This is a genomic window from Deinococcus koreensis (assembly GCF_002901445.1).
In the GTDB taxonomy this organism is placed as follows: Bacteria; Deinococcota; Deinococci; order Deinococcales; family Deinococcaceae; genus Deinococcus; species Deinococcus koreensis.
The window spans coordinates 1,323,750-1,348,136 of the sequence record NZ_PPPD01000001.1; the positions used below are offsets into that span (position 1 = coordinate 1,323,750).

The window sequence follows — 24,387 nt, forward strand, 5'->3', positions numbered from 1 at the left end:
GCCCAGCGCGCGGTCGCCCGGCCGAACCGGGCCGCCGCCCAGCCCCTGACCGCTGTTCACCTCCTGCTGTTCGCCCCGCCCTGCCCCACGACCCTGGAGTGCCCCATGCAAGTGCTTGAAGGAACCGCCGCCCGCGCCGCCCTGACGCGCAGTTTCAATGAAATTCCCGTGCCGGACTCCGTGCTCGCCCGTATCGAGGCGACCTTCGGAGAACGCCTCAGCCCCACGGCGGTCGTGGAGCGCATCCTGGCCGATGTCCGTGAACGCGGCGACGACGCCCTGCGCGACTGGACGGAGCGACTCGACGGCTCACGCCCCGGCGCGCTGGAGGTGAGCGCCAAAGAACTGGCCGGCGCGAGCGTGCCCGGCGACCTGCACGCCGCCATCCGCACGGCCATAGCGCGGGTGCGGGCCTTCTACGAGCAGCAGCCCGCCCACGGCTTCCTGAACCACGGCCCGGACGGCGCGCTGGGCCAGCTCGTGCGGCCCATCGGGCGCGTGGGCGTGTACGTGCCGGGCGGCCTGGCGCCGCTGATCAGCACGCTGATCCACACGGCCGTGCCCGCCCAGGTGGCCGGCGTACCCGAGATCGTCGTGGCGACCCCGCCGGACAGGGGGGGCCGGATCCACCCCGCGATCCTGGTGGCGGCGCGCGAGCTGGGCCTCACGCGGATCTTCCGGCTGGGGGGCGCCCAGGCCATCGGGGCGCTGGCCTACGGCACGTCCAGCGTGCCCGCCGTGGACAAGATCGCCGGGCCGGGCAACCTGTTCGTGGTGATCGCCAAGCGGCTGGTCTTCGGGCAGACCGGCATCGAGAGCCTGCCCGGCCCCACCGAGACGCTGGTGGTCGCCGACGACTCCGCCGATCCGCGCTTCGTGGCCGCCGACCTGCTGGCCCAGGCCGAGCACCTGGGGGCCGAGCCGGTGCTGGTCTCCACCAGCAGAGGGCTGCTGCTGCGGGTGCAGGCCGAACTGGGCGGACAGCTCGAGGCCCTGCCCGAACCCAACCGGAGCTGGGCGCGCGACTCGCTGGCCGCGCGCATGAAGGTCGTGCTGGCCGCCGATCTGGACGAGGCGCTGGAGTTCTCGAACCTCTACGCCCCCGAGCACCTGTGCCTGCTGACCCGCGACCCCTGGAGCCTGCTGGGCCGGGTGCAGCGGGCCGGCGGGGTCTTTCTGGGCGAGCACTCGATGGAAGCGCTGGGCGACTACGTGGCCGGCCCCAGCCACGTCATGCCGACCGGCGGCACGGCGCGCTTCATGAGCCCGGTCAACGTGCGCGATTTCCAGACCATCATCTCGGTGGTGGGCGTCAACGAGGCCACGCTGCGGCGCATCGGCCCGGCGGGCGTGACCCTGGCGCGCGCCGAGGGTCTGGAGGCCCACGCCCGCGCCATCGAGAGCCGGCTGACGCAGGAGGAGGCCCCCCCCGGCAGCCCCCCCAGCGGTGGGGCGTTCAGGAAAGGGCGCTTGAAGAAGCTGTAAGACGCCGTGTGGCAGGGTGAATCCATGAAGGATGAAGCCGTTCCCCTGAGTCATGTCCTGCACCTCCTCCCCCCCTCCAGCGGCGTCCGGCTCGAAGCCCTGCAGCTGCGGGGGATCGAGGTGCAGTGCCTGACCCACAGCGGCGCCCACGGCCCCGTCAACTATCTGGTGGGCCGCGTCGGCGGGCGGACGATCCGGACCTCCCTCCATCCCTGGATCGCGCCGGCCCTGGTGCAGGAGTTCGTGACCCTGGCCGAAGCGCTGATGAACTGAGTCTCCAGCCGGTACAGCCCACAGCCCCTCCAGCCCCACCGCCCCCAGTCACCCGCTGGGGGCCTGACGGTGCCCGGGGCTCACACCCGCCAGCATCCAGATGAACGGAGAGTCACAATGAACCGTGGCGGCGCCCCAGATCAGGCCCGCCCCCGGAGGTGACCCATGCTCATCGCCCAGCTCAGCGACCCGCACATCGACCTTGAGCGCCCCCACAAGGCCGCCGCCTTCGGGGAGGCCGTGAGGCACCTGCTCGGGCTGCCCATGCGTCCGGACGCGCTGATCATCACCGGCGACTGCACCGAGCACGGCCACCCTGACGAGTACGGCGAGTTCCAGGCGCTGCTGCGGCCGCTGCCCATGCCGGTGTACCTGGTGCCCGGCAACCACGACGACCGCGCCGAGATGCTGCGCCGCTTCCCCGCGCCGGCGGGCGCCCTGCCGGGCTTCCTGCAGTACGTGGTGGACGACTTCGCCGTGCGCCTGATCGGCCTGGACACCCAGATTCCGGGGCAGGGCCGCGGCGAACTGGACGCTGGCCGCCTGGAATGGCTGGACGCCCGCCTGAGCGAGGCCCCGGAGCGCCCCACCCTGATCTTCATGCACCACGCGCCGCTCAAGACTGGAGTTCAGGTCATGGACGCCCTGGGCCTGGACGGCAGCGCCGAGCTGTGCGAGACCCTGCTGCGCCATCCGCAGGTCGCGCGGATCGTGACCGGACACGTCCACATGGCCCTGACCCAGCGCTTCGCCCATACCACCGTGATGACCTGTCCCGGCACCGACGCCACGCTGCAGCCCGACCTGTCCCAGCCCAGGAAGATGGTCGTGCAGTACCAGCCGCCGGTCTGCCTGCTGCACGCCTGGAGCGAGGCCACGGACCTGCTGACCTTCACCAGCCTGATCGGCGACGTGCCCTGGACGGTGCTGCACGACGGCCAGACCTGGGCGCCGGCCCAGCCCGGCGCGCCCCTCAGGTCGTGACGTTCAGCCAGCCGCCGTCCACGTAATAGGTCGAGCCCACCGAGTAGCTGGCGCGCGGCGAACACAGGAACACCGCGAAATCCGCGATCTCCTCCGGGATGGCGAAGCGGCCGATGGGCGCGTTCTCGTGGGCGATGTTCTCCAGGTAGGCCTCCCAGGTCTGCTCCTTGCCCTCGGTGAGGAGCCGGGCGGTCTTCTGCCAGTCGGGGGTCATGACCAGCCCCGGACTGAGCGCGTTGACCCGGATGCCCTGAGCGATCAGTTCGTTCGCCAGACACTTGGAGAACATCACCAGCGCGGCCTTCGTGACGTTGTAGATGGGCTCGTAGCCCAGCGGCTGGGACGCGCAGATCGAAGCGTTGTTGAGGATCACGCCCCCGCCGCGCGCCGCCATGCCCGGCGCCAGCGCCCGCGAGAGCCGCACGGCGGCCATGACGTGCAGCTCCCAGTAGTGCTGCCACTTCTCGTCGGGCGCCCCCAGGATGGTCTCCTCGCTGCCGGTGCCGGCGTTGTTGATCAACAGGTCGGCGCCGCCGTACTCGGCCCCCACCGCCTCCACGAAGCGCTCCAGGTCGGCCGCCACGCTGACGTCGGCCGCGACGCCCAGCACCCGCACGCCGAACGCCTGCCGGATCTCGTCCGCCACGCCGGAGAGCCGCTCCTGGTTGCGCGCACACAGCGCCAGATGCACGCCCTCGGCCGCCAGCCCGCGCGCCACCGCCCGCCCGATGCCCACACTGCCGCCCGTCACGACCGCCACCTTGCCCGAGAGTCCCAGATCCATGCGCCGCTCCTTTGGCCGCCGCCTCCGGCCGGCCCCCCGGGGGGAGCCCGCACGGAAGGGAGCCGGGTGAACCCCCACATCGTAGTCCCCGGCTGACACAATGCTCTGGATGCTCCTGCCTCCCCCGATCGCGTCCAAAGCCGAGTGGCGCGAGTGGGCCAGGAAAACCCGCGCCGAGCATTCCGACGATTCCGACCTTCTCGTGACCCACCTGCGCGCCTTCCTGCGTGCCCGGGGCGTCCGCCGCGTCCTCGCCTACCGCGCCCTGCCCGGCGAGCCCGACGTGTCCGCGCTGGAAAGCGACTTCGAGCTGCTGGCCCCGCGCGCCCGCTTCCGGCCCACGCCGCGCCTGACCCTGCACCCCTGGGCCAGCGCCACCGAGCCGAGTGCCTTCGGCGCCCTGCAGCCGCCCGCCGACGCCCCGGAGGCCCCGCTGGACACGGTGGACGCCGCGCTGCTGCCGGGCCTCGCCTACGACCGGCGGGGGGTGCGCCTGGGCTCCGGCGGCGGCTTTTACGACCGCCTGCTGCCGGGTTACGCCGGACTGACCGTGGGCGTGACCTGGGCCGGGCTGATCGTGCCCGGGCTGCCGGCAGAAGCGCACGACTGCCGGGTGGCCTGGCTGGCGACGGAGGCGGGAGTTCGTCCGGCTCAGCCCAGCCCGGAGCCGCGCCGTGGCTAGGGGCCTGCAGCTGCGCGCCCTGGCCGGGCTGCCCCGCAACGCCCGCAACGCGATCCTGATGGAGCCGCTGTGGGCGGTCTTCGGCACCGTGGTGCTGTACTACGCGCCGCTCTACATGCGCTCGGTGGGGCTGACCAGCCCCCAGATCGGGCTGCTGGGCTCGCTCACGCTGGGCCTCTCGTTCCTGTTCCAGGCCATCGCCGCGCCGGTCACCAACCGCGTGGGCCGCAAGCGCACCACATTGATCGGCGACCTGATCTCCTGGACGGTCCCGATGGTCGTGTGGGCCACGGCGCAGAGCTTCGCCGCCTTCGCGGTGGCCGCCGCCCTGAGCGCCAGCGGGCGCATCGTATCGCTGTCGTGGAGCCTGCTCGTCATCGAGGACGTGCCCGAGCGTGAGCGCGCCCGCGTGTTCGGCATCCTGGGCCTGATCGTGACGGTCTGCGGCCTGCTGACCCCGCTGGTCGGGCTGCTGATGGCCCGCTACGGCGTGACCGAGACCATGCGGGCCTACTACGCGCTGGGCGCGGTGGGCATGACGGTCATGTTCCTGTGGCGCAACGCGATCACCGACGAGACGAGAAGCGGCGTGGCGGCGATGGCCCAGCACCGCGGGCTGCATCCCCTGGAGAGCGTGCGGCACACGCTCAGGCTGGTCTCCGGTCTGCGCTCGTACCCCGGCCTGCAGGGCATGACCGCCTTCTACCTCCTGACGATCTTCATCGAGCAGCTCAGCCTGTTCCAGATCCTCTACCTGCAGGAGACGCTGCGGTTCAGCGCCCAGACGCTCTCCTACGTGCCGGTCGTGGGCGCGGCCGTGACGGTGGGGCTGTACGCGCTGGCCCTGCCCCGGCTGGCGAAGCTGCCGCTGGGCCGCACGCTGGTCGTGGTGCGCGCCCTGGCCCTGGTCGGCGCCGGAGCGCTGCTGCTGGTGCCCGCCGGGAACGTGGCCCTGATGCTGGGGGTGGTCGGGATCATCGGCGGGGCCACCTTCCTGACCCAGACCTACCGCGAGGCGGCCCTCTTCAGCCGCCTGCCCAGCGAGGGCACCGCCGACCTGTATTCGGCCGTGCAGACCCTGACCCTGCTGTGCTCCATTCCGGCGGCCGCCCTGGCCGGGGCGATCTTCGCCGTGTCGCCGCACAGCCTCTTCGGGCTGATCGCGGCGCTGTGCGCCCTGCTGCTGTGGCTGGCGGTATGGCTGGCGAGGCGCGAGGGTCGGGTCGCTCGTGCGGCCTGAGCACTGGTGCGGGCAGCGTTGAGACGGATTAGTCGAGCGAGCGGTGGATACGGCGGTGTTCGCCCCTTGCTTCTGAATTGTGTGGGGCGAAGGTGCGGTCACGCCTGTTTGGGGAAAGGCGTGCAGAAGGTGGGTGCCTGCGGCGCTGCCCCACCCCCCAGCCCCCTACCCCAGAGGGGCCACGTCTTCGCCGCGCCGGGCGGCCGGCGCGTTGCCGCTGTCCCTGTGCACGCGCCTGGAACCTGGTGGCGGGGGAGCCAAGCGCTGCGCTCGGCAAAGTGTCAATCGGGTGTAGCGGCTGGGCTTATGCGCCCGTCTGTGGAAGCGTAAGAATTGCCATCGGTGCTGTTGCTGTCACTGCCCGCGCGCTGCGCGCACGACGGCTTTCGGTAGCGGGGCAGGGTGGGCCGCTTCGGTTTGTTCACAGTCTGACGTTCTGGACGGCCCATCCTGCGTGGGGCCAGCCCTCTGGCGGCAGTGTCCTCACTCCCCATCACATCCGGAGTTCGCTTTCCCCCGGCCCGGCCCGATCCTGCACGATGGCCTGGGCGACCCGTTCGGGGGCAATGGCGCCCTTCGGAGCCTTACCGACCTGCGTCCACAGCCCGGTATCGACCGCTGGCGGGAGCACCAGCACGATGCCCACGCCGCGCGCTTCCAGGCGGGCGACCTCGGCGGCGCGGGCCAGGGCGGCCTTGCTGGCGGCGTACTGCGAGAAGCCGCGCGCCGTGACCAGCTCGGGCCGCGCGCCCAGCAGGTAGATCCGCCCCCCGGCGTTCATGCGCCCCAGCCCATGCTTGAGCACCCACAGCGCCCCGAAATAGTTGGCGTTCCAGACCGCCCGCACGTGCCCCGGATCGGCGTCCTTCAGGGGCTCTGGCAGGGCCACGCCCGCCGCGTACACCAGCGTGTCCAGCGGGGCCTGCACGCTGTCCAGCAGGGCCTTGACATGGCTCTCGTAGCCCAGGTCGGCCACCTTCGCCGCCGCGCCGAGTTCGTCGGCCAGCGCCTGCAGCTTCGTTCCGTCGCGTCCGGACAGCGTGAGGGTGGCCCCGCTCCCCGCCAACGCCCGCGCCGTCGCCGCGCCGATGCCGCCCGTGGCGCCCAGGATCAGGGTGTTCAGAGGAGGAGTGGTCATGGGGCCAGTAGACGAGAACCGGACAGGGAGAACGGTACGGAGAGACACGGACTGGCGAGGAGAGGAGCGGCGACGGTGGCGACGCGCCCCTCCCCCCAGTCCAGCCCCACTCAGTCCAGATCCACTCAGTCCAGATCCACGCCCAGCTCCGGCTTCTGCGCCAGCTCCACCATGCGCCGTACCTGCTCCGGCAGAGTGCGCCCCAGGCTCAGGGGCGGCAGGTCATCCACGCCGAACCAGCCACTCTGGGTCGTCTCGATGTTGGCGGCGTGCCCCGTATCCGCGCCGATCAGCTCGCACAGGATGTTCAGCTTGTAGACCGACCACAGATCCGGCGGGTGTCCATGCTTGTCCTTGTCCAGCACCCCCAGCAGACGCACGGCCTGCACCTCCCGCCCCGTTTCCTCGCGCACCTCGCGCACGGCCATCTCGCGGGGGCTCTCGCCGGGGTCGGCCCAGCCGCCGGGCAGGCTCCACAGGCCGTCGGCGCGCTCGCGGGTCAGCAGCACCTCGCCGGCCGCGTTGAGGACGACCACGCGCACGTCCACCTTGGGGGTCAGGTAGCCGCGCTCAACCCTCAGCAGTCCCGAGACCTCGGCGGGCGCCTGCCCGGTCTGCTCGGCCAGCAGGTCGGCGGTCAGGGCGAGCAGGCGCGTGTAGCGCTCGCGGTCGTAGTCGTCGCGGGTGTAGGTCAGGCCCGCCTGGGCGATGGACTGCAGTTCGCGGAGCTGCGCGAGGGTGGGCATGGGGGCTCCTTCGGAGGGTGATGGTCGATGGTGGATGGTGGATGGTCTTTTTCCATCCTCCATCACCCATCAACTATCCCCCTTTCCCAGCGGCCACGTCTCCACCGGCTGGTACACCCCACCCGGCCCCGGCTTTCTCATCAGGGCGACCTCGTGGGCAGTGAAGGTGAGGGGCTGCTGCTCCAGATCGCCAAATGCGGCGCGAGCCTCCAGCAGCAGCGCCCCCAGGTCGAGGCCGCGCCGCGCCAGGGCCACCGAGAGGTGCGGGGTCATCTGCGGCCCCTCGTAGCCGAAGCGCTGGGCCGGCTGCAGGGCCTCCAGCAGCGCCAGATGCAGCCGCACGGCGTCCGGGCTGGCGACCTGCAGGTACAGCGCCGTGCCGTTGCGGAACAGGCGGGGGCCGCCGATGCCCAGGGCCACGGGCGGGAAGGCCGCCACCACCCGCCGCGCCGCCCCGGCCCAGGCCAGATCGGCGTCCAGCCCGCTGCGCGCCTTGACGGTGACGTGGGACACGGCCGCCGCATCCTGCAGGCCGTGGGCGCGGCGGAACGCGGTGACGCGTGAAGTCATGTCCGGCCCGGGGAGCACGGCGAGGAGACAGGACGGCGACATGCGGTCTACCGGGGGCGCACCGGCACCATCGTCGCGGTCATCACGGCGATCAGCTCGTCGGCGCCGCCCCGGCCGGTGGCCCAGGCTTCGGCGATACACACGGTCTGGGTACGGCCCGATTTGAGCACGCGCCCCCGGGCGGTCACGTCGCCGCGGGCGGGGCGCAGGAAATTGACCTTGAACTCGCTGGTCAGCACGCCCACGGCGTCGTCCCAGAGGCCCAGGGCGGCCGCCCCACAGGCGCTGTCCATCACGGCCGTGAAGGCCCCGGCGTGCATGAAGTCGTCGTGCTGGGTGGTCGCGTCCGTCAGGGGCACGCGCACATGCACCTCGCCGGGCGAGGCGTGAACCACCTGGGCGCCCAGCGTCCTCATCAGGCCCTGGCGGTCAAAGAGGGCCTGCTGGACGGCCATCCGGGCTTCGGTCATGGGGCAGTGTAGGGCACCGGAAGACCAGCCGACGCGCGGCCCCGACCCACACCGCGTCCAGCCCGGCCGGACACCCCACCCCCCACTCCGGTACAGTTTTCGTGTGAGTCAACCTGCCGAACTGCCGCTCAAGCGCACGCCGCTGCACGGAGCCCACCTGCGGGCCGGGGCGCGCATGGTGCCCTTCGGCGGCTGGGACATGCCGGTGCAGTACGCGGGCGTGAAGGCCGAGCACGACGCCGTGCGGAGCCGCGCGGGCGTGTTCGACGTATCGCACATGGGCGAGTTCCGCGTGACGGGCGAGGGCGCCCTGGCCTTCCTGCAGAGCGTGACCACCAACGACGTGAGCAAACTGCGCCCCGGCCGCGCCCACTACAACTGGCTGCCAGGAGTGGCCGGCGGGCTGGTGGACGACATCTACGTGTACATGGTGCGGGAGGGCGAATACCTGCTGGTCGTGAACGCCAGCAACGTCGCCAAGGACTGGGCGCACCTGCAGGCGCACGCGGCCGGTTTCGACGTCCAGCTCAGCGACGAGTCCGACCGCTGGAGCCTGCTCGCCGTACAGGGGCCGCTGGCGGAGAACCTGCTGCAGCCGCACGTGAGCGTGAATCTGGCCGAGAAGAAGAAGAACGCCTTCTTCCCCGCGCGGCTCTTCGGCTTCGACGTGATGCTGGCGCGCACCGGCTATACCGGCGAGGACGGCTTCGAGGTCTTCGTGGACGCCAGTGAGGCCGAGACGGTCTGGGACAAGCTGCTCGCCATCGGGATCACGCCGGCCGGGCTGGGCGCCCGCGACACGCTGCGGCTGGAAGCGGGCCTGCCGCTGTACGGGCATGAGTTCTCCGACACCATCCACCCGCTGAGCAGTTCGTACACCTGGGTCGTGAAGGACAAGGCCCACGTGGGCCGGGAGCATATCGACCTCGCGCCGCCACACCGGCTGATCGGCCTGCGCCTGGAGCGCGTGCCCGTGCGCGAGGGCTACCCGGTCAAGGTCGGCGGGCAGGTCGTGGGCCACGTCACCTCCGGCACCAGCAGCCCCACGCTGGGCCACCCCATCGCCCTGGCCCTGGTGGACGCCGCCCACGCCGGAGCCGACGTGTTCGAGGTCGAGGTGCGCGGCAAGGATCACTCGGCGACGAGGATGGAACTGCCGTTTTACAAGCGGTGACGAGGCTTTGAGCCGTGAGCCCTGAGCTATGAGCAAAAGACTCAAAGATTCCAACCCGCGCTCTCTATCCTGCTCATAGCCCACCGCTCAGAGCCCAGAGCCCCCTCCGAAGGAGAATTCATGAATACCCCCAACGAACTGAAATACGCCGCTTCGCACGAATGGCTCGCCGCCGACGGCACCGTGGGCATCTCCGACTTCGCGCAGGATCAGCTGGGCGACGTGGTGTATGTCGAGCTGCCCGAGGTGGGCCGCGAGGTCAAGGCCGGCGAGACCGTGGCCGTGGTCGAGAGCGTCAAGACCGCCTCCGACATCTACGCGCCCGCCACCGGCACGATCACGGCTGTGAACGGTGAGCTGTCCGGCACGCCCGAACTCGTGAACTCTGGGCCCTATGAGGGCGGCTGGCTGTTCAGGATGGACGTGACCAAGGAAGGCGACCTGATGGACGCCGGGGCCTACGCGAGCGCGAATAACTAGAAGGTCAGGGGCGGAGACGGTGATCACACGCGTTACCCCTCTCCCCAGCCCTCTCCCGCAAGGGGAGAGGGAGCAAAGATGAACTCCCCTCTCCCCTTGCGGGAGAGGGGCCGGGGGTGAGGGGGCGTGTGACCACCTTCACCGCCCACCACACCCAAGGAGTCCCCCCATGCGTCCCCTGACCGAACTGCTGCAGACCACCGACTTCACCGACCGCCACATCGGGCCGACTGCCGCCGAGCAGGCCGAGATGTTAGCCGAGCTGGGCGTAGCAAGCCTGGACGAACTGAGCGACACCACGCTGCCCGAGAGCATCCGTTTTGCGGGAGAATTGAACGTGGGCGGGCCGGTCACGGAGGCGCAGGCGCTGGCTGACCTGAAGCGGGTGGCGGCGAAGAACAGGGTGTTCCGCTCCTATATCGGGATGGGGTACCACGGGACGCACACGCCGGGCGTGATCCTGCGGAACCTGCTGGAGAATCCGGGCTGGTACACGGCGTACACGCCCTACCAGGCCGAAATCTCGCAGGGACGGCTGGAGATGCTGCTGAACTTCCAGCAGACGGTGATGGACTTGACCGCCATGCCCGTGAGCAACGCCTCGCTGCTGGACGAGGCCACCGCCGCCGCCGAGGCGATGACCCTGGCCAAGCGCGCGGGCAAGAGCAAGGGCAACACCCTGTACGTGGCCGACGACGTGCACCCGCAGACGCTGGACGTGATCCGCACGCGCGCCGAGTACTTCGGCTACGAGGTCGTGAGCGGCCCCGCCGACGGCGACCTGCCGGAGGGCACCTTCGCCGCGCTGGTGCAGACGCCGGGCACGTATGGCGACCTGCACGACCTCTCCCCCATCGCCGAGCGGGTACACGCGGCGGGCGGCCTGCTGATCGCGGCGACCGACCTGCTGGCGAGTGCCCTCGTGAAACCCGTGGGCGAGATGGGCGCGGACATCGTGATCGGCTCCGCCCAGCGCTTTGGCGTGCCGATGGGCTTCGGCGGGCCGCACGCGGCGTTCCTGGCGTGCCGCAGCGACTTCCAGCGCTCGATGCCGGGCCGCGTGATCGGCGTGAGCAAGGACGCACGCGGCAAGAACGCCCTGCGGATGGCGATGCAGACGCGCGAGCAGCACATCCGGCGCGAGAAGGCGACCTCCAACATCTGCACGGCACAGGCGCTGCTGGCGAACATGGCCGCCGCGTATGCCGTCTACCACGGGCCGGAAGGCATCCGGACGATGGCCGAGCGCGTGCAGCGGATGACGGGCATCCTGGCGAAGGGCCTGCGAGAAGGAGGCCACACCGTCAACGAGACGTTCTTCGACACGGTGACGTTCGAAGGCGATACCCAGTTCATCCAGAAGCGGGCCGAGGCCAGGGGCATCAACTTCCGCTACGAGGGTGAGGCGTACCTTCCCACCCGCATCTCGATCAGCCTGGACGAGACGACCACGCCCGCCGACCTGGTGGACATCCTGGAGATCGTGACCGGGCGGGAGATCGACCTGAACGCGCTCGACGCCGATGCCATCGACGGCATCCCCGACCCCCTCAAGCGCACCAGCGAGTACCTGACGCACCCCGTCTTCAACACGCACCACTCCGAACACGGGATGCTGCGTTACCTGAAGTCGCTGGAGAACAGGGATTACAGCCTGACGCACGGCATGATTCCGCTGGGCAGCTGCACCATGAAGCTGAACGCCACCACGCAGATGATCCCGGTGACGTGGCCCGAGTTCGGGCAGCTCCACCCCTTCGCGCCCGCCGATCAGACCGAGGGCTACGCCGAGCTGCTGAACGAGCTGGAGGCATGGCTGGCCGACATCACCGGCTACGACGCCGTAAGCCTGCAACCGAATTCCGGCGCACAGGGCGAGTACGCGGGCCTGCTGGTGATCCGCAAGTACCACGAGAGCCGGGGCGAGAGCCACCGCACGGTGTGCCTGATTCCGGCCTCCGCGCACGGCACCAACCCCGCCAGCGCCGCCATGATGGGCATGCAGGTGGTGGTCGTGAAGACCGACGACCAGGGCAACATCGACATGGACGACCTGAAGGCCCAGGCCGAGAAGTACAGCGACACCCTGGGCGCGCTGATGATCACCTACCCCAGTACGCACGGCGTGTACGAGGAGCGCGTGACGGAGGCCTGCGAGCTGATCCACGCGCACGGCGGGCAGGTGTACCTGGACGGCGCGAACATGAACGCCCAGGTGGGCCTGACCAAGCCCGGCGTGATCGGCTCGGACGTGTCTCACCTGAACCTGCACAAGACCTTCGCCATTCCGCACGGCGGCGGCGGGCCGGGCATGGGCCCCATCGGCGTGAAGGCGCACCTGGCGCCGTTCCTGCCCAACCACTCTGTACGCCCCACCAGCGAGAGCCGCACCGGGGCCGTGAGCGCCGCGCCGTATGGCAGCGCCAGCATCCTGCCGATCTCGTACCTGTACATCCGCCTGCTGGGCGCGGGGGGGCTGAAGAAGGCCACGCAGGTCGCGCTGCTGAGTGCGAACTACATCGCGCGGCACCTGCAGGGCGCGTACCCGGTGCTGTACACGGGGCGCAATGGGCGGGTGGCGCACGAGTGCATCATCGACCTGCGCCCGCTGAAGGCCGCCAGCGGCATTACCGAGGAAGACGTCGCCAAGCGCCTGATGGACTACGGCTTCCACGCCCCCACCATGAGCTTCCCGGTGCCCGGCACGCTGATGATCGAGCCCACCGAGAGCGAGCCAAAGGCCGAGCTTGACCGTTTTATCGCCGCCATGCTGGGCATCCGCCGCGAGATTCAGGATGTGCAGGACGAGCTGATCGCGGCGGCCGACAGCCCGCTGAAGCACGCGCCTCACACCCAGGACGACCTGATGCAGGAGGAGTGGACGCGGGCGTACAGCCGCGAGACCGCCGCCTATCCGACCGGCGTGCAGAAGCAGTGGAAATATTGGCCGAGCGTGAATAGGGTAGACAACGTGTACGGCGATAGGAATTTTGTCTGTAGCTGCCCGCCTGTTGAGGATTGGGTGGAGGCGTAAGTTAAGCAACGCTGGGTAGCAGCGTGGGTTAGGATGAATCGTCGCAAATATCTTAACCTGTGAGGTTTTCATAGCATGCCTTTCGACGGTCAACATCCTGACGAGCCCGTGTTTCCATCCCACTGCAAGCCGAGCAACGTAGTACCGGGCGACGATGACACCCTATACGTGCGCTTCCTAACGTCAATGCCGCTTACGGAGGAGGATTTCAAAACGCACGCCGAACTCGGTCGGGTAGATCCCAATAGTGCCTTATACTGCCAAGCTTGCACACTCTCACTTTTTGCACCGTTTGAGAAAGCAATTGGGCAATTACGCCGCCGAGTTCAAGGGCAACGCAATAGCACTACCGTACAGACGCCTGTTCTTGAAAATGACGTAGCGGTCGCTGTTGGTAGTGATCTAGATGGCGTCATTGAGAAGGGGCGAAAGGGCCACCATTCTTGGTGGATAAGGAGCGGAGCCGACAGATCAACCGCATTTCGAACGATTGATCTTAGATTTATCTCGACAGGATCTTGACATGTTAACGTTTAGAGGGGCTAATGTTATTCCGTTCAACACTCCTCTAGGTGCATGGGACGACCTAACGTATCTTGAAGTTTTTGAATACTATGATGCTCCATTGTTGTTTTCTGCTGTAGATAGTTTAGGGAAAATCTACTTATCTGTGCAAATTAGTGACGATAAAAAAAGAAATGTAACTGTATGGTTATATAGTGAAATATCTTATTCAAACTACGTATTACTAAGGCAGGGTGATATAGATTTTAGGCGATCCTTCAGCTACGATGATCGTACACCTTATGTTTTAGTCTCAATATATTATGAAACGAAGTCTTGTGAATTTTCACTTATACCCAAAAGTGATCTCGATACAAACTGGCTCCCCGAAGAAGGCGAATTCCTAGGCGAAGATGAGCTTGAAGAGCTTGGAGATGTGCCTCTAGTCAACAAGGTTTTACTTGTGGAATCAAACTCTAGTATATTGATCAATGATAAACAAATTGAGAATTTTCCCGTTTATTTTGACATCAATTCCAATAGATATTATAGAATATATGACGCGATCAAAGCGTTAAAGCTTTCAAATCTTAAAAATCAATCATCAGCAAGAAATTTTACAGATGATCTACCTCATCCTTTCATATCGCTTGCATTTAAAGGAGGTGGATACTCAGTTAAGTTCCCCAGCATAAAGCTATGGGGTGAATCAGCAGATTTAGTTACATCGTCTTACCGAAAAGCATACTACGCTTCCCGTAAAGATGCGGGACACAGCAAGCCTATTTCGTATCCAAATGCACTAGGCTTAGCTGCGAGTGTGACGTTTGAATTATACCCTACAGATCAAAATGGGTTATTTGGATTTGATCCGAAAGAGCATTCGGAATCGTATACATTAAATAATATTGCAAACATCCTAGAGCTGATTCAAGTCGGCGATCTAAATACCTCAGAAGAGAATGTGTCATTTTTAGATTTGATGCTCCAATCTATAGAAGATCTTTCTCCTAAAGAAAACTCAAATTATGAATATGTTGAAGTCAGAGTAGGAGCGGCTCAGGATAAGCCTGTACGCATCTTTACAATATCTCAAGAGACTACGGAATTAATTAGGTCAGCGCGTATCGCTTTAGCCGTTAGAAATGAACAGGCAATGATAATTCGTTTAATTGGTGTTATCTATGAGGTAAAATTCGATTATCAACAAAAACAAGCCAATGTTTGGGTAGATATAATTAGTATTCTTGAAGGTGATGTAGGAGCGCTGAGGGTCGTAGAGCTTCATACAACTATTGACGATGTAAGCGAAATTCTAAAGTACGTATCTGAAAGACCCGTCGAAATAACTGCCGTATACAATGTTGTTGAGCGTTCCAGAGGCAGAGCAACTCGGATGCGCTTGATTTCTATTGAAGAATATGCTCCAAACAACAGTGGTGGCTCAAGCTTTTCTGTAAGCTAAATGTATGTTTTAGAGAAAGTTCTAAATACTATTTCTTTATATATTAGGCTTCCATTTTGGCTTTTATGTGTCAAGCGGGGTAGGGATTCCGCTGTTATAAGCGCTGTCTCTATCCCAGCTCCAGCCTGTGCTTTGGCGGGGTGAGAGGGCGCGGTGGGGGGTGGGTGGGGCGACCTCTACTCCACCTCATCCCCAGGCAAAGGAGCCACGTCCGGCACCTGAGCCATCACCGCATCGAACTTCTCCCGTCTGGCACGGGCTGCACGCTCTTGGAGCCACGTCACCGCTTCTGGGTCAACTTCGGCGTCCCCAAGTTCTGCCTGCTTATGTAAACGCTGCTGCTTGTAGTCGTGGTCTGGGTCGGCGTCAAACTGGCCGACTGCTGCGAGGATCGGAGGCTGCCTGCTTTCCTCATCGTCCGTCATGCGCTCACCCCCTACTGCCGTCCACAACTTTTGCAGCTCTGAGCAGACAGTCGCGCGCTGGATCGTAGCCAAAATGTACCTGCCTCAGAAGTTCCAGCGCCTCAATCCGCTCGGCGGCCGTGCGGCTCAGCCAGTACGCCAGGTCGCTGCCCTCCTGCTCGTCCAGGCTGGTCACGTCCACGGCCTGACGGTTCATTCTGACGTGCCGGACGGTCATACAAGAATTCTATCGTGTCTGGGCTGAGCCTCTGCTTCTGCCTGTGTTTGGGCGGGTGAGGGGGCGCGGTGGGGGGTTGGGTGAGGCGGAGGAAATGGGCGGGTTCGTCGCTGAACTTCCCCCTCACCCCAGCCCTCCGCTTCGCGGCTCTCCGAGTCACCCGCGAGGGGAGAGGGAGCTTGAAAGACGAAGCGTCGCCCCTTGCGACTCACCGAATGCCGTCGTGCGCGCAGCGCGCGGGCAACGCCGCGATCTCGCAGACAGCACATACGGCGCCCACGCCAACGAGACCACCGGGCAGGGCCAGCTCAGGGACGGTGGCGACCACATGCCGAGCGCAGCGCTTCGCTCCCCCTGCCCCCCTGGCTGGGGGGTGGGGCAGCGCCGCAGGCACCCACCTTCCAAACTCCCTAAACTACCCCCATGCCCATCTCCATTGACCCGGAAATCAACGGTGGGAAGCCCACGGTCTCGGGCACCCGCATCAGCGTGCAGACCGTGCTGGGCCACTTGAGCGCCAGAGACAGCGTGCAGGACGTGCTGGACGCCTACCCACGATTAAAGCGCGAAGACGTGCTCGCCTGCCTGGAATACGCGGCGCGGCTGGCCGGGCACGCCGTGACCTTCGAGAAGATCGCTTGATCAGCGCCCGCCTCACCTGAGTTGGTTTTCATCTACACCCAGACCGGCCAGCGCTGCTATCAACAGAGGCCGCAGCGCAGGCAGATGTTCGGTCAGCACAGGCACGACTTCCTCGGGGTCGACAGCGTCGTAGTCGTGGATCAGCACGTCACGGAGTCCGGCCATGCCTTTCCACGGGATTCCGGGGAACTGGGCACGCACCGTATCGGGGCACCGCTTGGCCGCCTCACCGATGATCTCCAGATTGCGGTGAACAGCGTCCCGGATCAGGCGGCTCCCCCGGTACGTATCCGGGTCACCCCCCGTGAATTCCCTAATGGCGTCCACACTGTCGAGCATCTGAACGAGATACAGGGCGGCATTCTTCATCGCGCTCAGAGGGGCTGGGCTTCACGCTGCACACGCTCACGGATCAGGGGATGCAGCGTATCCGGGTTGGCGACGTCAACGGATACTCCCAACAGCTCCTCAACCTCAACCTTGAAGGCAGCCCGATCCAGCAGACTGCGCCCGGCCTCCAGGCGCACCAACAGATCAAGGTCGCTGTCCGGGCCAGTCTCTCCCCGGGCCGTGCTGCCGAAGATCTGCACCTCGGCCACACCATGTTTGCGGGCCAGCGCCTGTAGGGCGTATCGGTGCGCGCGAATCCCGGAAAGCTCCATGCGTAGAGTGTACGCTCCGCCCGCCGCCGGGCTGGGAAGGTACCCCGTTCAACCAGAAAACCAGTTCTCCACCGTCAACCCCTCCACCCGCCGGAACTTCCCCTCGTTGTTGGTCACCAGCGTCACCCCCACACTCAGCGCGTGCGCGGCGATCTGCAGGTCGAGGGGGCCTACAGGCTGGCCCAGGCGGTGCGGGTGCGCCCGCAGGGTGCCATAGCGCCACGCCGCCGCCTCGTCGAAGGGCAGTTCCAGCAGAAAGGTCTCCAGCCGCTCGCGCGTACCCGACCGAGTGCTTTGGGCCGCTCCATAGGCCAGTTCCGCGACGGTCACGCTGCTGACCGCCAGTTCCCCGAGCTGGTACTGCACGAACTTTTCCCGGACGGCCGCCGGGCGATGGTTCAGCACATAAACACAGATATTGGTGTCCAGCACATACCGCAGCGGCGGGCCGCTCAGAGTTCTCCCCAGTCGCGTTCCTGCTTCTGCACTTCAGCAGGCGGACTGCAGAAGGCCGCAGCTGCCCCGAGCCTCCGCTTCTGCCTGTGCTTTGGCAGGGTGAGGGGGCGGAGGGGGCTGGGTTGGGCTGAGGCGGTTTCACCCCCTCCCAGCCTCCCCCATGAAGGGGGAGGGGTTTTTAGTCGAAGCGTCGCCCCTTGCGACTCACCGAAAGCCGTCGTGCGCGTAGCGCGCGGGCAACGACGCGTTCCCGCACGGAGCAGATACGCCGCCCGCGCCACCGAGACCACCGGGCAGGGCCAGCTCAGGAACGATGGCGACCACATGCCGAGCGCAGCGCTTGGCCCCCCCTGCCCCTCCGGGGTAGGGGGCTGGGGGGTGGGGCAGCCCGCCGCAGGCACCCACCCCGAACCCTCTTCTACCCCAGCCGCCCCCGAAGCCCAGGCATCCTCTCCACCCCATCGGCCAGCCGCTGATCGTGCCGGTAGTCCTCCGTCTCCTCGACCTGCCAGGGCTGCCCCAGCTGCCGGGCCAGCGCGCGCACGAGGTCGGGGAAGTTCAGCGCGTCGTTGGCGTTGCTGTCCAGATGTACCGGGCCACGGGAGGCGTCCTGGGCGAGCCCCACCAGGGCGGCGGCCGTGTCGTCCATGAACGAGCAGGCGGGAATCCAGTGGCGGCTGGCGCGGATACGGCCCTGCTCCCGCTGCTGCGCCCCGAGCTGCGCGACCATGTTGTTGCCCGTGGCGTCCGGGTGGATCTGCCAGCCGATGCGGGCGATCACAGCGTCCGGATTCGCGGCCACGATGGCGTCCTCGCTGCGGATCTTGAGCTGCCCGTAGCCGTCCTGCGCGGTACGCGGGTCGCGTGGCTGGTGCGGGCCGTCCGGGTCGTGGTGAAAGACCATCGCGGTGGAGGTGAACACGAAGGGCAGGCCGTGCTGTGCGGCGTAGGCGGCCAGCCGCCCGGCCCAGCCCTCGGAGCCGATGGCAAGGTGGAAGATGCCGCGCGGCTGCAGGGTGTCCAGCCACACCTGGGCGGCGTGCAGGTCGTCGGGCGGGGTGGTCTGCCGGTTCCAGCCGACGGCCCTGTGCCCCTGGGCCTGCAGGGCGGCGGCGACGTGCGGGGCCAGGGTGCCGTTCAGGCCAGTGATCAGCCAGGGGCGGTGGGGGGCGGGGTGGCTCATGGTGGCCCAGTGTAGAGGGGCAGTCTAGGCGCACAGGGGGAGTGAAACCGGGCACACTGGCGCCGGGCACCAAACCTTTATCGCCACTTCACGCCCCCTCCATACGGTGCCCCCGCCCACCCTCCGGCCACGCGGCCCATGCTGCCATAGGCCCATGACGATCACGGAAGACTTCATGGCTGCCCTCCAGACCGCCGAGCAGAGCGGCGACGTGGGCCCCCTACTGGCCCTGCACGCCGACAGCGTGAACCTGATGAACCTCACCGAGAAGACCTGGGAGGGTCAGGAGGGCGCCCGGGAGTTCTGGCAGACCTACCTGGGCAACTTCGAGCAGATCCGCAGCGAGTTCACCGCCCACCGCGAGGCCGACGGCCTGGGCGTGATGGAGTGGATCGCCACGGGCCGCCTGAAGGGAGGCCGCGACCTGAAGTACCGGGGCGTGAGCCTGATCACCCTGGAGGGCGACAAGGTGAAGGTCTTCCGCACCTACTACGACTCCGCCGCCTTCGTGGCCCCGGTGGCCGAAGAGGCCTGAGCCGGACGACCACCCGGACGATGACAGCGCGCCCGCCCCGGAATGCCGGTGGCGGGCGCTGCCTTGTTGGCTGACTTGCGGGTCTTATTTGTCGGTGGCCGGGCTGGTGACTTCCACGGCGGTCAGGGTCTCGGTGATGCGGTAGGTGTGGGAGGCGCCGCGCGGCACGCAGTACGAGTCGCCGGGCTGCAGGGCGATGCTCTGGCCGTCCACGACGAGTTCGGCACGGCCCTCGATGACGTAGCCCAGGGTCTCGTAGTCGTTGACCGTCTCGGGCTTGCCCTCGTTCGGTTCCTCGCGGTGCCACAGGCGCATGGAGCCGGTCTCGCCGCGGATCAGGTGGTGCTCGCCGTCGGGGCCGTGGGTCGTGTCTCGCTGGCTGAGCTTGTAGCGGCTGGTCTGGGTCATGCCCCCAGCGTGGCGCCCACCGCCCGGGAGCGGGTGAGCGGGCGTTCAGGCCGGGTTCACGGCCCCGGTGCGGGCGGCGCCTCGTCCGTCCGCGGGCGGCTGCGCCACGCCAGCCACGCGGCCCAGGCGTTCACCAGGCCGCCCAGCAGGTGCCACACGCTGGCCTGCCCCACCGCCGCCCAGGCCAGCGCCACCCCCAGCCCGGCGAGGTTCAGGCCCACCCCGGCGCGGAAGGTGAGCCACTCGTGCGGCGTGGCGTACATCGGGGTGCGCGGCTGCGGGTCGCCCATGGCGTCCAGGGCCTCGGCGTAGCGGATCAGGGTGAGCACGCCGTAGACCAGCAGCAGCCCGCCCAGCAGCATTCCGCCCAGGCCCAGGTAGGGGCTGGCCACCCCGTAGTCCAGCGCCCCCAGCCCGAAATGCGCCAGCGCGGCCAGCACACTCACCAGCGCCAGGCCCAGCGTGCGCGGCGTGGAGTAGTTGGGAGGATCACCGAGGGCTGGCATGGATACCCCCAGCTTGCCCCCCACTCTCCCCCGGAGGATGAGGAGATGCCCATCCAGCCGCCATCCATGGGAAACAGCCGTCCAGCACGGCGCTTTTGCCCCCTGTTCGGCAGGCGCCGTGAGGAGTAGACTGGCAGACTACCGGACACGTTCGGGCACCCCGCCATGGGAAGGCCAGACCTCCGGCGGTCAGCGCGGGGTCGATGAGCGCGGAGTCAGGGCAGGGGGGGTGAAGCACAGTGGGCACCAAAGAAGACGTCCGGACGCGGTTGAACATCGCGGAGATCGTGGGTGAACACGTGCACCTCTCCCCCGCCGGCAAGGGCCGCCTGAAGGGGCTGTGTCCGTTCCACAAGGAAAAGAGCCCCAGCTTCCAGGTCGATACCGAACAGGGCTACTTCTACTGCTTCGGCTGCAAGGCCGGCGGCGACGTGTTCTCCTTCGTGCAGCGCACCGAGAACCTGAGTTTCGGCGACGCCCTGCGCAAGCTGGCCGAGAAGGCGGGCATCCAGGTCGAGGCCAAGTACGGCGAGAAGAGCAGCCGCGACCTTTACGACGTCAACGCCTTCGCGCTGAGCTACTTCCGCGAGCACCTGCCGGGGCCGGCGCTGGACTACCTGAGCCGCCGGGGCCTGAGCAGCGCGACCATCGACTCCTTCGAACTCGGCTACGCCCCGGAGGGCTGGGACGGCCTGCTGAGGCACGCCCGCGTGAAGGGCCTGTCCGAGCGGCAACTGCTGGACGCCGGCCTGCTCACCGAGAACCCCGAGAACGGCCGCATCTACGACCGCTTCCGGGGCCGCGTGATGTTCCCCATCCGCGACCACCTGGGCCGCCTGGTGGGCTTCGGCGGCCGCGTGCTGGACGACTCCAAGCCCAAGTACCTGAACACCCCGGAAACGGAGGCCTTCCGCAAGGGCGAACTGCTGTACGGCCTGGATAAGGCCCGCGCCGCCCTGAAGGACAGCCGCTCCGAGCTGGTGGTGGTCGAAGGCTACATGGACGTGATCACCATGCACCAGCACGGCTTCACCGGCGCCGTGGCCAGCTTGGGCACCGCCCTGACCGCCGAGCATGCCACGCTGCTCGAGCGCCTGGGCGTGCAGGGCATCACGCTGCTCTTCGACCAGGACGAGGCCGGGCTCAAGGCCACGCTGTCGGGGCTTGATCAGGTGGTGGGCGCCAAGTTCCGCGTGCGGGCGACCTCGGTGCCCAGCGGCAAGGACCCGGCCGATACCCTGCTCGCCGGCGGCGACGCGGCGCTGCGCGAGGCCCTGCGCGGCGGCCTGGATGAAGTCAAGTACCGCGTGCAGGCGGCCATCGACAAGCACGGGGTGAGCACCTCCGAGGGCAAACGCCGCATCCTGACCGAGCTGCTGCCACGTATGCAGAACCTCGATCCGCTCGACGAGATCGCCGAGGGCGTACGCAACGCCGCCTGCGAGACCCTGGGCATCAAGCCCGAGGCCCTGATGGAATGGATCGGCTCGAAGGCCAAGCGCCGCCAGCTGACCGACACCCACCTGGCCGGCATGAGCACCGTGCGCTCCGAGGAAGACCACGAGCTCTCGCTGCTGCGGCAGCTCTTGGTCAACCCCAGCCTGCTCGCCAAGCTGGACGGCTCGACCCCGTGGCGCAACGAGGCGGTTCGCAAGGTCATGCTCGCCCTGCAGGGCGCCGGGGGCGAGGGGGACATCCTGGAACTCTTCCGGGGCCAGCCCGAGGAACAGCTGCTGATCCGCCTGATGTTCGAGGGCCGCGATTCGGGCACCCTCTCCCGCGCCCACGCCGAGCAGTACGACCAGAAACGCGGCGCCTACGCGGCTACCGCCGTGGACGACATCCAGGTCAGCATGAGCATCGACGCCATGCGCGCCGAGGTGAATCTCCTCAAGGCCCAGGTCGGCGCCGCCGCCCCCACCGAACAGCTGGGGCTGCTGAAGCAGATTCAGGAACTCCAGCGCGCGATCGAGGCCGAGAAGCGGGGGCGAAGAAGTCTGACGTAGAGGGTGGGGGTGGTTGGGCGCTGAGTGGGTCACGCTCACCCCTTCGCCGGCTGAGGTGAATACGGCAGGATCGGTGTGAACGGTGGTCACACGCCCCCCCACCCCTCTCCCGCAACGGGAGAGGGGAGTTTAGTTTTTGGTTTTGAAAGTCGATCAGCCGTTCACAGCGTCCCGCCTATCTTCTCACCGCAGACCGCCACCGGCCGTCGTGCGCGAAGCGCGCGGGCCTATCGCGAAATCGGAGGATGGCGTCGAGGCCGGACAAGTCAATGCCGAGTCCCGCCGACCATCTCCAGTCAAATCTCTTCCCTAGCGGAGCGCTGCTCCCCCTGCCCTCTGGGTAGGGGGCTGGGGGGTGGGGAAATCCCTTGCGCAGCTCTACCGCAGCCCTACTCCACCCCCCGCCCCTCCCGCACCATCTCCGAGAGCCGCGACAGACACCGGCTGTACTTCTTCGCATACGCCCCATGCCGGTAGGTTTCGCTGAACAGCCCCCCCAGCGGCGCCCCCGTGAAGGCCGCCGGCAGCCCCAGGTCGTACAGCTTGTCGATGAAGTGCACGAAGCGCAGCGACACGTTCTGGTCGGGCATGGGCGTCAGCTCACGCACACCGACCGCGCCGACGCCCGAGAGGAGCTGCGCGAAGCGGCTGGGATGCACCTGCAGCAGGTGGCGGTTGAGGTCGCGGTGGTTGAGTTCGGCCAGCGTGGCGGGGGGCTGCCGGCCCGCCCACCGCGCGTAGTCGGCCCCGCTCAGGGTGTCCTCCGGGGCGGTGCCGCGCTGGCGGTAGTCGGGGCCGTCGAGGCGGTGGGTCTCGAAGCGCTCGGCGATGCCCTGGATCTGGCGCTGGAAGTCAGAAGCGTTGAAGCGGCCCTGGCCCAGCGCGCCGGGCTCGGTGTTGGAGGTGGCGACCACCGAGGTGCCGGCAGGCATCAGCTGACCCAGGAAGGTGTTCGCCATGTGCGTGTTGCCGGGATCGTCCAGCTCGAACTCGTCGATGAGCAGCAGGTCGTGGGCGCGGAAGGTTTCCACGGCGCGGGTCATGCCCAGGGCGCCGATGATGTACATCAGATCCTGAAAGCTCATGATGGCGCGCGTGCCCTGAGCAGCGAAGTAGGTGCTGGCGAGCAGGTGGGTCTTGCCCACCCCGAAGCCGCCGTCGAGGTACAGGCCGCGCCCCTCGGGCTTGGCGCGGCGGAACAGCCGGAAGCCGCCGGGCCTGACCTGGGCACCTTTCAGGAACGCCTGCAGGCTGGTGCGGGCCTCCTGCTGGCTGGGGAAGTCGGGATTGGGGCGGTAGGTCTCGAAGCGCACCCCCTCGAAGCGGGCGCTGGGGGTCAGGGCGGTGATCAGGGCCTGGGGATCGGAGGCGGGCTGGCGGGCGGTGAGGTCGATCACGTCATTTGTGAACGTCGAGTTCGACCTTGTAGTTGCCGCGCCGGGTCTCGTTCACCACGCGCTTGAAGTCGATGCGGCCCAGCCCGTCGGCCGAGAGGCTGTCGCCCTCGCGGATCTCGCTGCTGGCCCGCGCGGGGGCGCCGTTGAGGCGCACCTTGCCGCCGTCGATACCCTGCTGGAAATACGCCCGGCTGACCCCGAAGCCCTTGGCGCCCACCACGTCCACGCGCATGGAGGGCACCACGACCTCGCGCAGCTTGGAGCCCCTGCCGGCGCTCTCGCCCAGTTCCTCGACCTGCACGGGACGGCCGCCCAGCTCGCTCAGGGTCTCCAGCGCCTGCGCCGCCTTGCCGCTCGCGGCGATCAGGAAGTCGCCGCGCTCCTCGCGCACGTCGCCCAGCTGATCCTCGGCCAGATCCAGACGCCGCAGCTGCACCAGGAAGTCCTGCGCGTCCCAGGCCGGGCCGCCGTCATCGAGCGTCACGCGGAACACCGAGACGCCGGCATCGACCTCCGGAATATGGGCGGGGTGCAGGGTCAGCACGACGCGCCGGGCATCGGGGAAGCCGCCGGCGATCTTGTGGCGCAGGTCGTCCTCATTCAGGAGGCGGCGGTCGATCTCGTTCGCGTCGACGAACTCCGTGCGGATCACCCGGCCTCCACGGGCTTGCGCGACCAGGGTGGCGAGCTTCTGTTTCATGGGGTGAAGGATAGTGCCTGAGCTGCGGGACAGGCCGGATGACGGACACGATGAGGGAGTGGGGGATGGATGGCGGGGAGCGGGCGGGAGCGGTGCGGAGTCGCCCCCTCACCCCAGCCCTCTCCCTCGAGGGGAGAGGGAGCAGTCGAATGGTTTTGAAAGTCGATCAGCCTGAAGAAGCGTCCCACCCAGCGAATGAACGCAGACCGCCACCGGCCGTC

General features: G+C 67.2%; 27 protein-coding genes. 12 read left to right on the forward strand and 15 right to left on the reverse strand.

Annotated elements, in window-relative coordinates; genetic code table 11:
* Window positions 1-105: 105 nt before the first annotated feature.
* The 3 genes from hisD to CVO96_RS06290 all read left to right on the forward strand — a co-directional run bounded on the left by hisD (window position 106) and on the right by CVO96_RS06290 (window position 2,742).
* On the forward strand, window positions 106-1,485 hold the full coding sequence (gene hisD / locus CVO96_RS06280; RefSeq protein WP_103311479.1) for a histidinol dehydrogenase: 1,380 nt from the start codon (window positions 106-108) through the stop codon (window positions 1,483-1,485).
* 24 nt (window positions 1,486-1,509) lie between these two features.
* Complete coding sequence (locus CVO96_RS06285) at window positions 1,510-1,758, forward strand: hypothetical protein (protein WP_133161750.1); 249 nt, start codon at window positions 1,510-1,512, stop codon at window positions 1,756-1,758.
* Window positions 1,759-1,923: 165 nt separating this feature from the next.
* Entirely contained in the window at window positions 1,924-2,742 is an 819-nt protein-coding gene (locus CVO96_RS06290) for a phosphodiesterase (RefSeq protein ID WP_103311481.1), read from the forward strand.
* Here the strand turns inward: CVO96_RS06290 and CVO96_RS06295 are convergent.
* Entirely contained in the window at window positions 2,732-3,526 is a 795-nt protein-coding gene (locus CVO96_RS06295; protein ID WP_103311482.1) for an SDR family NAD(P)-dependent oxidoreductase, read from the reverse strand. The two genes, CVO96_RS06290 and CVO96_RS06295, sit on opposite strands and share 11 nt — an antisense overlap.
* Before the next feature lie 109 nt (window positions 3,527-3,635).
* On the opposite strand from CVO96_RS06295, the gene CVO96_RS06300 reads away from it, so the two are divergent.
* Both CVO96_RS06300 and CVO96_RS06305 read left to right on the forward strand, forming a co-directional pair.
* Window positions 3,636-4,208 carry a 5-formyltetrahydrofolate cyclo-ligase gene (locus tag CVO96_RS06300; RefSeq protein WP_103313328.1) on the forward strand — a complete coding sequence of 191 codons (573 nt, stop codon included), beginning with the start codon at window positions 3,636-3,638 and terminating at the stop codon, window positions 4,206-4,208.
* Window positions 4,201-5,448: an MFS transporter gene (locus CVO96_RS06305; protein ID WP_243398187.1), complete on the forward strand. Its 1,248-nt coding sequence runs from the start codon at window positions 4,201-4,203 to the stop codon at window positions 5,446-5,448. Before CVO96_RS06300 ends, CVO96_RS06305 begins: the two co-directional genes overlap by 8 nt.
* 493 nt (window positions 5,449-5,941) lie before the next feature.
* Here the strand turns inward: CVO96_RS06305 and CVO96_RS06310 are convergent, their stop codons facing one another.
* From CVO96_RS06310 to CVO96_RS06325, 4 genes are all read right to left on the reverse strand, one after another.
* On the reverse strand, window positions 5,942-6,586 hold the full coding sequence (locus tag CVO96_RS06310; protein WP_243398188.1) for an SDR family NAD(P)-dependent oxidoreductase: 645 nt from the start codon (window positions 6,584-6,586) through the stop codon (window positions 5,942-5,944).
* Window positions 6,587-6,711: 125 nt separating this feature from the next.
* Entirely contained in the window at window positions 6,712-7,332 is a 621-nt protein-coding gene (locus CVO96_RS06315) for an NUDIX hydrolase (RefSeq protein ID WP_103311483.1), read from the reverse strand.
* 69 nt (window positions 7,333-7,401) lie between these two features.
* Window positions 7,402-7,902: a 2'-5' RNA ligase family protein gene (locus tag CVO96_RS06320; RefSeq protein WP_243398189.1), complete on the reverse strand. Its 501-nt coding sequence runs from the start codon at window positions 7,900-7,902 to the stop codon at window positions 7,402-7,404.
* 47 nt (window positions 7,903-7,949) lie between these two features.
* Window positions 7,950-8,372 carry a PaaI family thioesterase gene (locus CVO96_RS06325; protein WP_103311485.1) on the reverse strand — a complete coding sequence of 141 codons (423 nt, stop codon included), beginning with the start codon at window positions 8,370-8,372 and terminating at the stop codon, window positions 7,950-7,952.
* 103 nt (window positions 8,373-8,475) lie between these two features.
* On the opposite strand from CVO96_RS06325, the gene gcvT reads away from it, so the two are divergent.
* From gcvT to CVO96_RS20725, 4 genes are all read left to right on the forward strand, one after another.
* Complete coding sequence (gcvT, locus tag CVO96_RS06330; RefSeq protein WP_243398190.1) at window positions 8,476-9,546, forward strand: glycine cleavage system aminomethyltransferase GcvT; 1,071 nt, start codon at window positions 8,476-8,478, stop codon at window positions 9,544-9,546.
* 120 nt (window positions 9,547-9,666) lie between these two features.
* On the forward strand, window positions 9,667-10,026 hold the full coding sequence (gcvH, locus tag CVO96_RS06335; RefSeq protein ID WP_103311487.1) for a glycine cleavage system protein GcvH: 360 nt from the start codon (window positions 9,667-9,669) through the stop codon (window positions 10,024-10,026).
* A gap of 169 nt (window positions 10,027-10,195) precedes the next feature.
* Window positions 10,196-13,060 carry an aminomethyl-transferring glycine dehydrogenase gene (gcvP, locus tag CVO96_RS06340; protein ID WP_103311488.1) on the forward strand — a complete coding sequence of 955 codons (2,865 nt, stop codon included), beginning with the start codon at window positions 10,196-10,198 and terminating at the stop codon, window positions 13,058-13,060.
* A gap of 523 nt (window positions 13,061-13,583) precedes the next feature.
* Window positions 13,584-15,029, forward strand: coding sequence for a DUF6575 domain-containing protein (locus CVO96_RS20725; protein ID WP_133161751.1), 1,446 nt, complete (start codon window positions 13,584-13,586; stop codon window positions 15,027-15,029).
* Window positions 15,030-15,205: 176 nt separating this feature from the next.
* Here the strand turns inward: CVO96_RS20725 and CVO96_RS06345 are convergent, their stop codons facing one another.
* Together CVO96_RS06345 and CVO96_RS06350 are read right to left on the reverse strand one after the other, a co-directional pair.
* Window positions 15,206-15,454: a hypothetical protein gene (locus CVO96_RS06345; RefSeq protein ID WP_103311489.1), complete on the reverse strand. Its 249-nt coding sequence runs from the start codon at window positions 15,452-15,454 to the stop codon at window positions 15,206-15,208.
* A 4-nt stretch (window positions 15,455-15,458) separates the two neighbouring features.
* A complete protein-coding gene (locus tag CVO96_RS06350; RefSeq protein ID WP_103311490.1) occupies window positions 15,459-15,671 on the reverse strand; it encodes a hypothetical protein in 213 nt (70 codons plus the stop codon).
* A gap of 423 nt (window positions 15,672-16,094) precedes the next feature.
* On the opposite strand from CVO96_RS06350, the gene CVO96_RS06355 reads away from it, so the two are divergent.
* Complete coding sequence (locus CVO96_RS06355; protein ID WP_103311491.1) at window positions 16,095-16,313, forward strand: DUF433 domain-containing protein; 219 nt, start codon at window positions 16,095-16,097, stop codon at window positions 16,311-16,313.
* Between the two features lie 12 nt (window positions 16,314-16,325).
* On the opposite strand, the gene CVO96_RS06360 is transcribed toward CVO96_RS06355, so the two are convergent.
* From CVO96_RS06360 to CVO96_RS06375, 4 genes are all read right to left on the reverse strand, one after another.
* On the reverse strand, window positions 16,326-16,682 hold the full coding sequence (locus CVO96_RS06360; protein WP_165795221.1) for a HepT-like ribonuclease domain-containing protein: 357 nt from the start codon (window positions 16,680-16,682) through the stop codon (window positions 16,326-16,328).
* A 5-nt stretch (window positions 16,683-16,687) separates the two neighbouring features.
* Complete coding sequence (locus CVO96_RS06365; protein WP_103311493.1) at window positions 16,688-16,975, reverse strand: nucleotidyltransferase family protein; 288 nt, start codon at window positions 16,973-16,975, stop codon at window positions 16,688-16,690.
* A 48-nt stretch (window positions 16,976-17,023) separates the two neighbouring features.
* Window positions 17,024-17,407 (reverse strand): type II toxin-antitoxin system VapC family toxin, encoded by a 384-nt coding sequence (locus CVO96_RS06370; RefSeq protein WP_279326998.1) that lies wholly within the window; start codon window positions 17,405-17,407, stop codon window positions 17,024-17,026.
* Window positions 17,408-17,849: 442 nt separating this feature from the next.
* Entirely contained in the window at window positions 17,850-18,614 is a 765-nt protein-coding gene (locus CVO96_RS06375; RefSeq protein WP_103311495.1) for a sugar nucleotide-binding protein, read from the reverse strand.
* Between the two features lie 154 nt (window positions 18,615-18,768).
* Here CVO96_RS06375 and CVO96_RS06380 point away from each other — a divergent pair, with 154 nt between their 5' ends.
* Entirely contained in the window at window positions 18,769-19,149 is a 381-nt protein-coding gene (locus CVO96_RS06380) for a nuclear transport factor 2 family protein (protein WP_103311496.1), read from the forward strand.
* An 84-nt stretch (window positions 19,150-19,233) separates the two neighbouring features.
* On the opposite strand, the gene CVO96_RS06385 is transcribed toward CVO96_RS06380, so the two are convergent.
* Both CVO96_RS06385 and CVO96_RS06390 read right to left on the reverse strand, forming a co-directional pair.
* Window positions 19,234-19,557, reverse strand: a complete 324-nt coding sequence (locus CVO96_RS06385; protein ID WP_103311497.1) for a cupin domain-containing protein — start codon at window positions 19,555-19,557, stop codon at window positions 19,234-19,236.
* Between the two features lie 56 nt (window positions 19,558-19,613).
* Entirely contained in the window at window positions 19,614-20,063 is a 450-nt protein-coding gene (locus CVO96_RS06390) for a hypothetical protein (protein ID WP_165795222.1), read from the reverse strand.
* Between the two features lie 239 nt (window positions 20,064-20,302).
* On the opposite strand from CVO96_RS06390, the gene dnaG reads away from it, so the two are divergent.
* Complete coding sequence (gene dnaG, locus CVO96_RS06395) at window positions 20,303-22,069, forward strand: DNA primase (RefSeq protein WP_103311498.1); 1,767 nt, start codon at window positions 20,303-20,305, stop codon at window positions 22,067-22,069.
* A 389-nt stretch (window positions 22,070-22,458) separates the two neighbouring features.
* On the opposite strand, the gene zapE is transcribed toward dnaG, so the two are convergent.
* Together zapE and CVO96_RS06405 are read right to left on the reverse strand one after the other, a co-directional pair.
* On the reverse strand, window positions 22,459-23,466 hold the full coding sequence (gene zapE, locus CVO96_RS06400; RefSeq protein ID WP_103311499.1) for a cell division protein ZapE: 1,008 nt from the start codon (window positions 23,464-23,466) through the stop codon (window positions 22,459-22,461).
* 1 nt (window position 23,467) lies between these two features.
* Window positions 23,468-24,166, reverse strand: coding sequence for a S4 domain-containing protein (locus tag CVO96_RS06405; protein WP_165795223.1), 699 nt, complete (start codon window positions 24,164-24,166; stop codon window positions 23,468-23,470).
* Between the last annotated feature and the right edge of the window lie 221 nt (window positions 24,167-24,387).

Bases quoted from the DNA above. Each gene is read 5' to 3' on its own strand.
- hisD (WP_103311479.1), top strand. From the start codon at position 106: ATGCAAGTGCTTGAAGGAACCGCCGCCCGCGCCGCCCTGACGCGCAGT.
- CVO96_RS06285 (WP_133161750.1), top strand. From the start codon at position 1,510: ATGAAGGATGAAGCCGTTCCCCTGAGTCATGTCCTGCACCTCCTCCCC.
- CVO96_RS06290 (WP_103311481.1), top strand. From the start codon at position 1,924: ATGCTCATCGCCCAGCTCAGCGACCCGCACATCGACCTTGAGCGCCCC.
- CVO96_RS06295 (WP_103311482.1), bottom strand. From the start codon at position 3,526: ATGGATCTGGGACTCTCGGGCAAGGTGGCGGTCGTGACGGGCGGCAGT.
- CVO96_RS06300 (WP_103313328.1), top strand. From the start codon at position 3,636: ATGCTCCTGCCTCCCCCGATCGCGTCCAAAGCCGAGTGGCGCGAGTGG.
- CVO96_RS06310 (WP_243398188.1), bottom strand. From the start codon at position 6,586: ATGACCACTCCTCCTCTGAACACCCTGATCCTGGGCGCCACGGGCGGC.
- CVO96_RS06315 (WP_103311483.1), bottom strand. From the start codon at position 7,332: ATGCCCACCCTCGCGCAGCTCCGCGAACTGCAGTCCATCGCCCAGGCG.
- CVO96_RS06320 (WP_243398189.1), bottom strand. From the start codon at position 7,902: ATGACTTCACGCGTCACCGCGTTCCGCCGCGCCCACGGCCTGCAGGAT.
- CVO96_RS06325 (WP_103311485.1), bottom strand. From the start codon at position 8,372: ATGACCGAAGCCCGGATGGCCGTCCAGCAGGCCCTCTTTGACCGCCAG.
- gcvH (WP_103311487.1), top strand. From the start codon at position 9,667: ATGAATACCCCCAACGAACTGAAATACGCCGCTTCGCACGAATGGCTC.
- gcvP (WP_103311488.1), top strand. From the start codon at position 10,196: ATGCGTCCCCTGACCGAACTGCTGCAGACCACCGACTTCACCGACCGC.
- CVO96_RS20725 (WP_133161751.1), top strand. From the start codon at position 13,584: ATGTTAACGTTTAGAGGGGCTAATGTTATTCCGTTCAACACTCCTCTA.
- CVO96_RS06345 (WP_103311489.1), bottom strand. From the start codon at position 15,454: ATGACGGACGATGAGGAAAGCAGGCAGCCTCCGATCCTCGCAGCAGTC.
- CVO96_RS06350 (WP_103311490.1), bottom strand. From the start codon at position 15,671: ATGACCGTCCGGCACGTCAGAATGAACCGTCAGGCCGTGGACGTGACC.
- CVO96_RS06355 (WP_103311491.1), top strand. From the start codon at position 16,095: ATGCCCATCTCCATTGACCCGGAAATCAACGGTGGGAAGCCCACGGTC.
- CVO96_RS06360 (WP_165795221.1), bottom strand. From the start codon at position 16,682: ATGAAGAATGCCGCCCTGTATCTCGTTCAGATGCTCGACAGTGTGGAC.
- CVO96_RS06365 (WP_103311493.1), bottom strand. From the start codon at position 16,975: ATGGAGCTTTCCGGGATTCGCGCGCACCGATACGCCCTACAGGCGCTG.
- CVO96_RS06375 (WP_103311495.1), bottom strand. From the start codon at position 18,614: ATGAGCCACCCCGCCCCCCACCGCCCCTGGCTGATCACTGGCCTGAAC.
- CVO96_RS06380 (WP_103311496.1), top strand. From the start codon at position 18,769: ATGACGATCACGGAAGACTTCATGGCTGCCCTCCAGACCGCCGAGCAG.
- CVO96_RS06385 (WP_103311497.1), bottom strand. From the start codon at position 19,557: ATGACCCAGACCAGCCGCTACAAGCTCAGCCAGCGAGACACGACCCAC.
- CVO96_RS06390 (WP_165795222.1), bottom strand. From the start codon at position 20,063: ATGCCAGCCCTCGGTGATCCTCCCAACTACTCCACGCCGCGCACGCTG.
- CVO96_RS06405 (WP_165795223.1), bottom strand. From the start codon at position 24,166: ATGAAACAGAAGCTCGCCACCCTGGTCGCGCAAGCCCGTGGAGGCCGG.